This is a genomic window from Alicyclobacillus macrosporangiidus CPP55 (assembly GCF_000702485.1).
GTDB lineage: Bacteria > Bacillota > Bacilli > Alicyclobacillales > Alicyclobacillaceae > Alicyclobacillus_H > Alicyclobacillus_H macrosporangiidus_B.
In genome coordinates this window covers 2,510,635-2,522,924 of the sequence record NZ_JNIL01000001.1, presented here as the reverse complement: position 1 = coordinate 2,522,924, position 12,290 = coordinate 2,510,635, and the positions used below count along the sequence as shown (strand labels likewise).

At 62.3% G+C, this 12,290-nt stretch carries 14 protein-coding genes; 1 reads left to right on the top strand and 13 read right to left on the bottom strand.

All coding sequences use genetic code 11. The features are described 5' to 3' along the window. Positions 1-29 precede the first annotated feature (29 nt). On the top strand, positions 30-398 hold the full coding sequence (locus N687_RS0112675; RefSeq protein WP_029422196.1) for a hypothetical protein: 369 nt from the start codon (positions 30-32) through the stop codon (positions 396-398). A 2-nt stretch (positions 399-400) separates the two neighbouring features. Here the strand turns inward: N687_RS0112675 and N687_RS0112670 are convergent, their stop codons facing one another. The 13 genes from N687_RS0112670 to solA form a co-directional block, all read right to left on the bottom strand. Continuing rightward, positions 401-853: a hypothetical protein gene (locus N687_RS0112670; protein ID WP_197029282.1), complete on the bottom strand. Its 453-nt coding sequence runs from the start codon at positions 851-853 to the stop codon at positions 401-403. 5 nt (positions 854-858) lie between these two features. Continuing rightward, positions 859-2,256: a replicative DNA helicase gene (gene dnaB / locus N687_RS0112665; protein ID WP_081841694.1), complete on the bottom strand. Its 1,398-nt coding sequence runs from the start codon at positions 2,254-2,256 to the stop codon at positions 859-861. 53 nt (positions 2,257-2,309) lie between these two features. After that, positions 2,310-2,756 (bottom strand): 50S ribosomal protein L9, encoded by a 447-nt coding sequence (rplI, locus tag N687_RS0112660; protein ID WP_029422193.1) that lies wholly within the window; start codon positions 2,754-2,756, stop codon positions 2,310-2,312. 21 nt (positions 2,757-2,777) lie between these two features. Further along, a complete protein-coding gene (locus tag N687_RS0112655; protein ID WP_029422192.1) occupies positions 2,778-3,686 on the bottom strand; it encodes a DUF2232 domain-containing protein in 909 nt (302 codons plus the stop codon). Between the two features lie 14 nt (positions 3,687-3,700). Continuing rightward, complete coding sequence (locus N687_RS0112650; RefSeq protein ID WP_029422191.1) at positions 3,701-4,003, bottom strand: MazG-like family protein; 303 nt, start codon at positions 4,001-4,003, stop codon at positions 3,701-3,703. 205 nt (positions 4,004-4,208) lie between these two features. Then, complete coding sequence (gene rpsR, locus N687_RS0112645; RefSeq protein ID WP_029422190.1) at positions 4,209-4,439, bottom strand: 30S ribosomal protein S18; 231 nt, start codon at positions 4,437-4,439, stop codon at positions 4,209-4,211. A gap of 50 nt (positions 4,440-4,489) precedes the next feature. Continuing rightward, positions 4,490-4,966 (bottom strand): single-stranded DNA-binding protein, encoded by a 477-nt coding sequence (locus N687_RS0112640; protein WP_029422189.1) that lies wholly within the window; start codon positions 4,964-4,966, stop codon positions 4,490-4,492. 21 nt (positions 4,967-4,987) lie between these two features. Then, entirely contained in the window at positions 4,988-5,275 is a 288-nt protein-coding gene (gene rpsF / locus N687_RS0112635) for a 30S ribosomal protein S6 (RefSeq protein WP_029422188.1), read from the bottom strand. A 143-nt stretch (positions 5,276-5,418) separates the two neighbouring features. Further along, entirely contained in the window at positions 5,419-6,519 is a 1,101-nt protein-coding gene (gene ychF, locus N687_RS0112630) for a redox-regulated ATPase YchF (RefSeq protein ID WP_029422187.1), read from the bottom strand. A gap of 500 nt (positions 6,520-7,019) precedes the next feature. Continuing rightward, positions 7,020-8,513: an aldehyde dehydrogenase family protein gene (locus N687_RS0112620; protein ID WP_029422186.1), complete on the bottom strand. Its 1,494-nt coding sequence runs from the start codon at positions 8,511-8,513 to the stop codon at positions 7,020-7,022. Positions 8,514-8,616: 103 nt separating this feature from the next. After that, positions 8,617-9,786, bottom strand: a complete 1,170-nt coding sequence (locus N687_RS0112615) for an NAD(P)/FAD-dependent oxidoreductase (RefSeq protein ID WP_029422185.1) — start codon at positions 9,784-9,786, stop codon at positions 8,617-8,619. 17 nt (positions 9,787-9,803) lie between these two features. Next, the gene (locus N687_RS0112610) at positions 9,804-10,877 is read right to left on the bottom strand and encodes an NAD(P)-binding domain-containing protein (protein WP_029422184.1); all 1,074 of its coding nucleotides are present in this window, start codon (positions 10,875-10,877) and stop codon (positions 9,804-9,806) included. Between the two features lie 16 nt (positions 10,878-10,893). Next, complete coding sequence (solA, locus tag N687_RS0112605) at positions 10,894-12,132, bottom strand: N-methyl-L-tryptophan oxidase (protein ID WP_081841362.1); 1,239 nt, start codon at positions 12,130-12,132, stop codon at positions 10,894-10,896. Between the last annotated feature and the right edge of the window lie 158 nt (positions 12,133-12,290).

The following is a 12,290-nucleotide window of genomic DNA, read 5'->3' as shown; positions in this document are numbered from 1 at the left end:
ACACTAGGGACCAAGCCGGAGGTGGTCACATGGCGGAACGTACGGTTTTGTCCTCGTTCTACAGTGAAGCGGATGCCAAGCGGGCGGAAAGACAGATCCAGTCGCTCGGCATCGAGGCGACGCAGGTTTCCGAACTGCACGCGTACCCCGGAGACATGCCGGACAGGCGAGCGTTTCCCATCAGTGGCAAGATTCCGAGTCTGGCGTCATTGACGCTGAACACGGACCCGTCTTCACGCGACGCCGGTGTGCTGTTGGCAGCCGATCCCGCGGCCAGCGGCATGACGGACGGCGCGGACAACGTCACCGGGCGAAACTTCCTGCTGACGGTGGTCTGTCCGGAGGCGCAGGTGGAACAGGTGGTGAACATCATCAAGGACTGCGGAGGATACACCTGAGATCACGGGGATTTTTCGACCCACACAATCTCCGGATGCACCACGACGTCCTGGTACCGACCGAGTTGGCTGACCATCCGCTGCCATGGATTGGCTTCCCACAAGCCGGGATCGGACGCAGGCGGGCCATAGGCGCCCAGGTCAAACAGGGGCGGGCCAAACCACCACGGTTTGACCGTGACGTACGCCCTGACCCCGGTGAGCACGCCCTGCTGAGCATAATCCGGGATGTCGTAGACGAAGGCAAACTTCGCCCAGAACGCAACTGCAGCCACACCGGCGAACGCCACGCCTGTACGCGTCCAGAAGCGCAGGCTGAGCAGCGTCCGCAGCAGACGCAGGCGTCGCAGCCGGGCCCGGCGCCGTTTGCGGCGCCGCCTGCGCTCACGGGCCAAGCGCTCCTGATGGCGCCGGCGGCTCCCGTCGGGGCGTATGATCGACGACTCGCTGTACACGCCGGTCATCCCGCGCCGTGCACTCTTTCCAGATTCACGAATTTGTTGAAGTTCTTCAGGAAGACCAGTTCGACCTTGCCCGTCGGGCCGTTGCGCTGTTTGCCAATCAGGACCTCCACCACGTTTTTCTTCTCCGTCTCCGGATCGTAGTAATCGTCTCGGTAGAGAAACGCGACCACGTCCGCATCCTGTTCGATGCTGCCCGACTCACGGATGTCCGACAGCATCGGCCGCTTATCCTGGCGCTGCTCGACCGACCGGCTCAGCTGCGCCAGCGCCATCACCGGCACGTCCAACTCCCTTGCCAACTGTTTGAGGGAGCGGGAGATGTCCGAGATCTCCTGCTGGCGGTTCTCCGATGCCATGCGCCTGCCGTGGATCAGCTGAAGGTAGTCGATCACGACGAACGACAGGCCGACCTCCGCCTTCAAGCGGCGCAGCTTGCTGCGCATCTCCGCGACGGTGATGCCTGGCGTGTCGTCGATGTAAATCGGCGCATTGCTGAGCGTGCTGACGGCCATCGACAACTTCGGCCAATCGTCGGCGTCGAGCGTCCCGTTGCGCAACTTGTGCCCGTCGATGAACGCCTCGGCGCACAGCATCCGCTGAACCAGCTGTTCCTTCGACATCTCGAGGCTGAAGATGGCCACCGGCAACCCCGCCCGGACGGCCACGTTCTGCGCGATGTTGAGCGCGAATGCCGTCTTTCCGACCGAAGGCCGGGCCGCGACGATGATGAGATCCGAACGCTGCAGCCCGCTCGTCATCCGGTCGAGTTCGCTGTACCCGGTCGGCACACCGGTCAGTTTCCCTTCGCTCTCGTAGAGTTGCTCTATTTTCTCAAAGGTCGCCTCGAGGACCTCGGAGATGTGGGTGAAATCTCGGACGCGCTGGTTTTGCGCCAAGTGCAGGATGATCCGTTCCGCCTCCGCCAACACCTCGGCCGCAGCCAAGTCTGCACTGTACGCCAGCTGCGCAATTTCGCCCGCGGCCTGAATCACCCGTCGGAGCGTCGCCTTCTCCCGGACGATGGATGCGTAGTGCTGGACATGAAGCGCGGTCGGCATCGCGGCCGCCAAATTCGCCACGTACTCGGCGCCTCCGACGCTCTCCAGCGCGCCGTCGGCGGCCTGCAGCGCGGCCGTGGTGGTGATGACGTCCACCGGTTGCCCCTGCTCGTAGAGATCCGCCATGGCCTGGAAGATCACCTGGTGCGGCCTGCGGTAGAAGTCATCGGCCGTCAGAAGCTCCGTCGCCAGCGCCACCGCGTCCGGCGAGATCAACATGGCGCCGAGCACCGCCTGTTCCGCCTCGATGTGTTGGGGAGGAAGCCGGAACTCAGCCCCGGGCGCAGAACCCCAATCCGGCTTCACGTCCTCCCGCAATGTTCCCTGCGCTTCCATGATGGAAGCCACCTGCCTCCCGTCTTCTTCCACGGCTTCCTGCTGCCGGTGCCTCAGGGCGACTGCTCGACGAACACGGTGACGGTGGCGGTCACCTCAGGATGGAGTTTGATCTGTACGCGGTACCCGCCGAGCGCCTTGATAGGTTCCGGCAATTGGATTTTGCGGCGATCCAAGTCGAATCCCAATTTCGCCAACGCCTCACCGATGTGTTTCGTCGTCACGGCGCCGAACAGACGCCCACCTTCCCCTGCCTGGGCCGGGATGGACACCTTGAGGTCGTTGAGTTGTTCCGCGAGCCGGAGGGCAGCCGCCAACTCCTGAGCCTCCTTGCGCGCCTTCGCGTCCTGCTGGGCCTTCAGCTGCTGAAGATTGGCGTCGTTCGCCTCCACCGCGAGCTTGCGCGGAAAGAGGAAATTGCGCGCGTAGCCTTCCGAAACGTTGACGATGTCGCCCTTTTTCCCATGGCCCTTCACGTCGGCCATCAGGATGACCTTCACAAGACCCCCTCCTCTCGAATGTCAACCCAGCCTCCGCCGGGAATGGTTCATCACGTCGATCACGCCGAGCACGATATAGATGCTGCTCACGGGCCGCAACAACGATCCGGCCAACATCAACACCAGCCACAGGTGCTGGCCCGTTCGCCCGCGCACGCGGCGCCAGAGGAAAGAAACACCCTGGACGCCGAGGAAAAAGCCCGCCAAAAACGCGGCATTGTTGACCAACTGCCACCCGAACGGTGTCTCCTTTGGCCAGCCAAGCAACACGGCGGCCAGCGATAGTACGTATACCAGAACGACCGAGCTCGGCAGACGGACTGCGGACAACAGCGGTTTCGGCGCGATCCGGTCGCGAAGCAGCCAGCGGGCCGCGACCAGATTCACTCCGGCCAACAGCACGGAGACGACGCTGATGACCGCGGGGAACATCAGTCGGATCCACTGCGCCACGTCGGCCGCCAACGTCCGCACCGCCGCGTCGTCGAGCCCCATCATCCCCTGCTGTTGGCGCAAGGAATCCTGGAGGTCGCGCACCAATGCGTCGAAGATGTCGATCCCGCTCCAACGAATGAGCGCCAGCACCACCAGTTCCATCATGATGAACACCAGCGCACCGGTGATGATCGCTGCAAACGGGGACTCTACCGTCCGCATGGACTCGGCCATCACATAGGAGACAAACCCGACGCCCAGCGCCATAAATACACCCGCCATGCCCATACCGCCAGCCCACAGCGCCAACGCGACCACGCCCGTCAGCACCATGGCCACCCGCCTGTGGCCGAGCCGCCAGAAGACAATCATGGGAACGGGTAAAAGCCAAGCTGTCAACAATGTGAACGGCGGCACCAGGGTCATCCCCAGGAGGACGAAAAAAACCACCGCGGCCGTCCTGGCCTCGCGGCTGAATTGCCCGCCTTCGTTCATCCACTCACCTCGAGCTACTTGAAGCTCAGGTACCTCTGCACATGTTCGAAATCGGCCGCGTGGTCCGGGTCTTCTCCGAGCGCACGGGGCAATGTGGTGCGTGCGGCGCGGTCGATGCCCGCCAGGTCCACACCCAACTGTTGGCCGAGCAAATAAGCGATGGCGACGACCCCGCCCAGCGATTCGGCGATCTCCCGCTCATTGCCGCTCTGGATGACACGGAACACCTCCGCCACCTGGTACACCAACTCCGTCTTCGCGGTCTCGATGGAACGCAGCTTCCGGGCGATCCGCATGGGTCCATCCGCCTGCGACATCGCGCAGCCCCCCTTTCGCCAGGCGCTGCCGCGCCGCTCGCTGTGCTGTCTGATGATATTCCACGCCTGCCAGAAAGAATCCTGCCCCAGGGTATGGCAAAAAGCGAGAGACCACCGTCTCCCGCTTTTTGCCCATCACCGCCCGCCTCCGGGGCAGATGCAACATGGTGTTCGCGCATCCCGGCCGAAAATGCCGGCCGGCGCTTCACTCGGTCGTGTAGGCGAGCAACGCCATTTGGCGCGCACGCTTGATGGCCACCGTCACCTGCCGCTGATGGCGCGCGCAGTTCCCAGAGATGCGCCGCGGAATGATCTTACCGCGATCGGTGAGAAACTTGCTCAGGCGCGCGACGTCCTTGTAGTCGGCCTGATCGATCTTCTCCACACAGAACTGGCAGACCTTACGACGCTTGCCGCCACGTCCTTTGCGAGGCATGTCCATCCCTCCTCGTCGTATGCTGAAAACCGGCAGTATCGCAGAAAGGGTCAGAACGGTAGATCGTCATCGGAGATGTCGATCATCTGACTGTCGTCCGCGAACGGATCGTCTTCAAAGCGAGGGGCAGGTGCCCGCCGAGGATCGGGTGCGGCAGCCGGTGCCGGACGCGCCGCCGGAGCTGCCTGTCCTGCAGATGCGCTCTGGTCACCCCGGTCCAAGAAGCGGACCGTCTCCGCCACCACTTCCGCGACGCGGACCTTTTGGCCGTCGCGGTTTTCATAGGTGCGGATCTGCAAGCGGCCATCCACCGCCGCCAGACGGCCTTTGTGCAAGTACTGGGCGCACAGTTCAGCCTGTTTCTGCCAGACGACGATGTTGATGAAATCCGTCTCGCGTTCCCCGGCCTGGTTCGGACGCGGGCGATCCACCGCCAATCCGAACGACGCCACCGCAGTTCCGGAATTGGTGTAGCGCAACTCCGGGTCCTGCGTCAGCCTGCCGATGAGTACCACCCGATTCAACATGGGCACTCCCCCCAGACGGTTCTATTCGCCTACGCGCACGGTGAGATACCGAAGCACGTTGTCATCGATTCTCATCATGCGTTCCAGCTCGCGGGTAAAGTCCGTGTTGGCGTTGTACTGCATCAACACGTAATAACCTTCGCGATGGTGATTGATCTCGTAGGCCAGACGCCGCTTTCCGATCTCCTGGAGCTGGGTGATCTCACCGCCGTGCTCAGTCACGGCCGCCTTGTACTTCGCGACCAACTCCGCGGTCTTCTCTGGTTCAAGGTCTGGCTTGAGGAGATACATCGTCTCATACTGGCGCATTCCGGTCACCTCCTTTTGGTCTGAGGCCCTGCTTCTGGCAGAGCAAGGGGTGCGCATGCTCTGATAAAAACATGCCAAGTACTGATACTACCATGATGCGCCCGGTTGCACAAGACACGCACCGCGATTACGCGGCTGTACTCTCACACGTTGAAGCGAAAATGCATCACGTCGCCGTCGCGGACCACATAGTCTTTGCCCTCCAGCCGAACCTTCCCGGCCTCCCGGGCAGCTGCGTAGGAGCCTGCGGCGACCAGGTCTTCGTAGCTGATCACCTCGGCTCGGATGAATCCGCGCTCGAAGTCCGAGTGTATGATGCCGGCGGCCTGCGGGGCTTTTGTCCCCTGTCGGATGGTCCACGCGCGCACCTCCGGCTCCCCGGCGGTGAAGTAGGTGATGAGCCCGAGCAGCCGGTACGCGGAGCGGATGAGCCGGTCGAGGCCAGACTCGTGAAGACCGAGGTCGCGCAGGAACGCGTCGCGATCCTCCCCTTCCAATTCGGCGATCTCCGCCTCCAGTTGAGCGCTGATGACGACGACCTCCGCCCCTTCCGCGGCCGCCTTGGCGCGGACCGCCTGCACATGCGGATTCCCATCGGGGTCGGCGGCGGAAGCCTCGTCCACATTGGCCGCGTACAACACCGGTTTCGTCGTCAACAGGTGCAGGTCGCGCAAGACCTCCCGTGCCTCCTCAGGGAGCGCCACGCTGCGCGCTGGGCGGCCGGATTCGAGGGCCGCCTGCAGCGACTCCAGCGCCTCCACTTCGATCGCGAACCGTTTCTCACCCGACTTCATGTTGCGCCGTGCCTTTTCCAGGCGCCTTTGCACAGACTCAAGATCGGCGAGGATCAGTTCGAGATCGATGACCTCGATATCTCGCGCGGGGTCGACGGAACCGCTGACGTGCGTGATGTCGTCATCCTCGAAGCAGCGCACGACATGGACGATGGCGTCGACTTCCCGGATGTGGCCGAGAAACTGGTTCCCCAGCCCCTCGCCTCTGCTGGCGCCGGCCACCAGACCCGCGATGTCGACGAATTCGAAGGTGGTGGGTACGATTCGGCGCGGATGGACGATGGCGGCGAGCCCTTGCAACCGTTCATCCGGCACCTCCACCACACCGACATTTGGATCTATAGTACAAAATGGATAATTCGCCGCTTCCGCGCCCGCGCGGGTGATGGCGTTGAACAACGTGGACTTGCCGACATTCGGCAGACCCACGATCCCAGCCTGAAGTGGCATGTGGACACCTCTCTCCATGTGCTTGCGGCCTCATTATAGTGGAACGCGCGGCCGAGCAACAATGACGTTCAGAAAGAAAACGTGTGATTTTGCAAGCGCCGTCCATCCTGACGCGAGCCTCGGGCCGCCCACGGACGATTCGCCGTCAGACCCGCGTCTTCCGGCGTGGATAGTTTGACGCGTTTATGGCACACTAAAATTGGTCCCCGAATGCGAACGAGGAGGTGTACATGATGCTCAATCGACTGATGCGCAAACTCAGGGTGCGCAAACTGTCGACCAAAGCGCTGGCCATCGAGCTGATGCCGCATCAGAAGTCTTCTCACTTGGCTATGAGCGCGTAAAAAATGGCGCGGCATGTCGCCGCGGCCGTGCGATGATTGTGCGACTCCGGCATCATGTATCTCATCCCTACACCAGCCCGCCTCGGGCTTTTTTTATTGGCGATTTTGTTGTCCAACCGCCACTTACGATGGCCAAAACCGCCGGTGTTGTGGTGTTCACACGTTGCCCACGTCGATCTGCGCCCGTTGCAGAGTCCCGCTGAAGTCCACATAAATGGATTTCCATTCCGTGAACACGTCGAGCGCTGCTTGACCCGAGTCTCGGTGCCCATTGCCAGTGCCCTTGGTGCCGCCAAATGGCAGGTGGATTTCGGCACCCGTGGTCCCGGCATTGACGTACACGATGCCGGTGTCAAGATCCCGCATCGCCGTGAACACCCGATTGACATCCTGCGTGAAGATAGAGCTGGACAACCCGAAGGCGACTCTGTTGTTGACCTGGATGGCATCTTCCAGGCTGTCGACCGGAATCAAGGTCACGACCGGCCCGAAGATCTCCTCCTGAGCAATCCGCATGTCCGCGGTCGCGTCCGTGAACACCGTGGGCGCGTAGTAGAAGCCACGCAACCCCGACGGTTCCACGGTGTGACCTCCCGTCAACAACCTCGCACCCTCCTGAAGCCCAATTTGCACATAGTCATGGATCCTACGCAGGCTGACCGCGTTGATCACCGGGCCGATCCGAACGTGTTCATCCAAACCATTGCCGATGGGTAACCCCGGGATGCGGTCCAACAGCATTTGCTCCAACTGCGCCTTGACGCTCCTGTGAACGATCACGCGGCTGGTCGCAGTGCAGCGTTGGCCCGTGGTGCCGAATGCCCCCCACAGAATCGCATCCACCGCCAGCGACATGTTGGCGTCGTCCATGACGATCACGGCGTTTTTGCCGCCCATCTCCAACGAGACGCGCTTGAGGCGAGCGCCGGCCTTTGCGGCAATGGAACGGCCCACCTCGTTCGATCCGGTAAACGAGATCACCTGGACGCCCGGGTGCTCCACCAACGCCTCTCCGACCACCGACCCCGATCCATATACGAGATTCAATACGCCCGGCGGCAGCCCGGCCTCTTCATAAATTTTCACAAACTCTCGCGCCATGAAAGGTGTCTCCGTCGCCGGTTTCCACACCACGGTGTTCCCCGCGACGATGGCGGGAAGAGACTTCCAAGAGGCAATGGCAATCGGAAAGTTCCAAGGCGTGATCAAGCCGACGACGCCCACAGGTTCGCGCACGCTCAGCGCCATCTTGTTGGGCAACTCTGACGGAGTTGTCTGCCCGAACAGCCGGCGCCCCTCCCCGCCCATATAGAATGCCATGTCGATGGCTTCCTGCACTTCCCCGCGGGCTTCTTCGAGCACCTTGCCCATTTCCTGAGTCAGAATTCGCGCCAACTGTTCCTTGCGCTGCCTCAGGAGTTCGCCCACCCGGTACAGCACTTGGGCCCGCCGGGGCGCGGGTACCAGCCGCCACTTCCGAAAAGCTGCCTCGGCCGCCCGTACCGCCCTGTTCACGTCCTCGGTCGTCGACAGCGTCACCGTACCCAGCACTTCGTTGGTCGCCGGATTGATGTTTTCCGCAAATTCGCCACTGCTCCCCTCCTCCCAGCGCCCGTCGATGTAATTCAACGCCCGATCCCACTCCGTCACTCCGGGTCTCCCCTTTCTGCAACCGCCCCTGCCGCGGCGGAACGTTTCCATTCCTGACGAATCGGCGCTCACATGCCCTCCATCGGCGCTCTTCAAAAGAGCGTCAAATGATGGCGTCTTCCACCACCAGCTGGCCGACGCGAAATCGCTCTGGCGACAGGGCGCTGACGTCCAGTGTCTCCAACCGGCCCAACCGGATCAGTTCCGATACCGCTTTACCGGCGGCTGGGGCATGCTGCAGCCCGTGCCCGCTGAACCCAGTCGCCACATAGTAGCCCGGAATGTCGTCGTAGCCGTCGACGATTCCGTTGTGGTCAACGGGGTTATAGTCATACAGCCCGGCCCAGCCCCGCTCCAGCTTCAGGCGTTCGAAGTTCGGGCTGCGTTCAGCGAGAGATGGCCAGATCTTCTGCTCAAACGTGGCTTTCTGCCACCCAAAGTCATAGCGGAACGCCCCAACCTCCCCCCGTCCCGCAATCACTTTGCGGCCCTCGTGCCGAAAGTACACACCGCTGACGTCGACCGTGAGCGGCAAGGGAGTTTGGACTGGGTCGCCTGGATCAAAGCAGAACACCTGCTGGGGCAGCGGGGCAACCGGCAAATCCACACCGATGGTCCGGCTCAAGTCCCCCGACCAAGCACCGCACGCGTTGACCACGACAGGCGCCCGCCAGACCTCGCCGCTCTCCAGGCGAACGCCGGCCATCCGCCCCTGTTCATCCCGCATCAATGCGGCCACCTGTCCACGCACATATTCGACACCCAAGCTCTTCGCCTTCCGAACGTACGCCTGCATCACGGAATACGGATCCATGTACCCGTCATCCGGACTGTACACCGAGGCTGCCAAGTCGTCGACGCGCAGTTCCGGGATGAGCGACTTGGTCTCCTGCGGGGTCAACACCTCAACACGCACACCCAGCCGGCGTAACAGCGTAAGTTGATTCCCCATCGCCGCCAACATGCGATCGTTCAACAAAAAGAGGTACCCGCGCCGCTTGAAGTCGATGCGAGCCGCCTCTCCCCCAACCGCCATGTCTTCCTCGAAACGTTGGAACACCTCGAGTCCGTACTGACTCATTCGGACGTTGACCTCTGTGCTGAACACCTGCCGGATGCCGCCCGCACTGCGCGGCGTCGAGGCGTGCTCGTACACCGGGTCGCGTTCGAACACCACCACCCGCCCGGTGAACCCATCCGCCATCAGGTTGTAGGCGATGCTCGAACCCACCACGCCGCCGCCTGCGATGATCACGTCACACGAGTTGGTCACGCGGCACCCCCCTTTTCTCACAACGCAACCTTCTGCCCCAGCCCCAGCGCCAGAGCCCTGTCGTAAGCCAGCTTGCCAACCACGAGATCCATGACCGACAGCCCGACCGATTTGAATACCACCAACTCATTCGGTCTTTCCCTGCCCGGCCGGAGACCAGCCGCGATTTCGCCCAGTTCAGCGTGAATCCTGTCTGCGTGAAACACCCCCTCCCGGATGGGAATGATGAGATCCCCCGATTCGGAAAGCGCAGCCTCTCGCGACTCCACCACCACCTTGTCCGCACGTGAGACCACCACGGATGGAAGTTCCTGCATCGAGGGCGTGAACGATCCGACGCCGATCACCGTTGTGCCTCCACTGAGCGAATGTTCCAAAAACACCGGTCGCAAAGAGGTGGTGGCGGTGACGACGATGTCCGCCCCAGTGACGGCCTCCTCTGGGCTATCGGTGACAAAGACCGCCGGTCGTTGGCTTGCCCCTGTTTCTGTCGGTGTCCCTGATGTCGGCTCTTGCATCTTCCCTGGCTCGCCAGCCAAATGGGGTGTGTCCCCACCCCCTCCACCGCTGTTCCTGAGACGCTCGGCGAACGCCAGTGCCCGCTCCGGCGTCCGGTTGTACAGGCGGATTTCCCGAATCGGCCGTGCCGCACAAACCGCCTCCACCAACCCGTGTGCCTGCGCCCCCGTTCCGATCACCGCCACTGACGTGGCGTCCTCACGGGCCAAGAGGCGAGTCGCCACCCCGGCGGCGGCCCCGGTCCGCAATACCGTGAGAGACGACGCCTCCAGTACAGCCAACGGCTCCCCACTGGTCGGATCAGCGAGAACAACCAGGCCGTGGACTGTGCGTTTTCCGCGATCTCGATTGTTGGGAAAAACGGATACGAACTTCACTCCCAATCCGCCTGCTGCCTCCACAAACCCCGGCATGAAGAGGGCCGTTGCTTGCTCAGCCGCAACAGAGATGGACATGCGTACGGGCGCGATCGCCCGTCCCAGCGAAAACTCCTGCAGTGCAAGCGCCACCGCGTCCATGGCGAGTCGCATGGGAACGGCCCGCCAGATGTCGTCTGCCGACAAGAGAAGCAACTCTTCACCCCCCTGCTCACGTTCCATCGCACGTCCAACGGCTGGCGCGGAACAGGGAGAGATCATAAGGAATCTCCTCCTGTTCCACCATGCGGGCTAACACGTCTCCGATCACGCTTGCAAACTTGAATCCGTGACCGGAAAATCCCGCCCCAACCACAACATGTGCATGCTCTGGATGCGAGTCGACCACGAAGTGTTCGTCCGGCGTCATGGTGTACAGGCACACGCTACCACGCTGAAACTCGGTGGCGTGTGGCAGGAATCTTCCCAGGAATCCGCGCAGCACTCTCTCGTCTTGTGGGTAAGCATGGAAATCCCTGTTGACGGATTCCATATCGCACGGCTCTCCGCCATCGTGCCGACCCACCTTCACCCCTTCCCCGAAATCCGGAAACCCGTAAAACGTCCCCTCCTCGGTCTCCACCAAGTAACCCGGGAACGCATCTGCGCGGTAGTACGGCGCACCGGAGGAGGTGCGATGGGAACAGCGAAACCAGGCCACCGTCTTGCGAATCGGCTGCACAGGAATGCGCCACTCTGGAAACCACCGGGTCAGGAACGGGCCCGCTCCGGCCCCAAGGGTGATCACCAGACTCCCCGCCACCAAGCGGTGCCCTCCCCACTCCAACACCACTTCGCCAGGTTGCGCCTGCAACTCGCGAACCGGACCGCCGATCAGCAGCGTGGCTCCCTGCCCGAGGGCAGCCGCCTTCAACGCCGCCAGACAGCGTTCGCTGAACAGCACACCCCCGAGGGGATCAAACAACACCTCGTAATCGTCCGGCAGGCATAGACCTGGCCACCGCTTTGCCGCCTCAGCGGCGGTCAGCCACTGGTGAGGTACTTGGTACTGGTTCAGGCTCTCCCGCACTCCGCGCAACAGGTTCGCGCCCGGCCGCGCCGCGTTCAGCACTCCAATCTGGGCGAACAACTGTACCGCCCCTTGGCCAGACTCCGCCTCGGACGCGTGCGCCTCCAGCTCCAGCCACATTCGGCGCGCGTCCTGCAACAGCGGAATATAGGCTGCCCCTTCCGCATAGGCCATCCGAAACAGCCGCGTCTCTCCGTGATGGCTGCCAAAACTGTGGGGCGGGGTGTACCGATCCAACAGCGCCACCCTGCGTCCCCGTCGGGACAGAGCATAGGCGGTGGCGAGTCCCATGCTGCCTGCCCCCAGGATCACGGTGTCAAAATGGGACCATCCGTCGGAGCCGACTTCTATCATCGACCAGTCTCCAGTCCTCTGTGTCATGTCCTCCTCCTTCTCATTCGTTCTTCAGTGCGCCGTGCTGGCTCCAGCCTCAGGATATCGCCACCAATCTATGGTATCATAACATTCAGATTTATTTACTTTACTATCCATTCACCCTCATCTCGCTCTGCGTAGTGGTGATGAAATGCATCACAAGC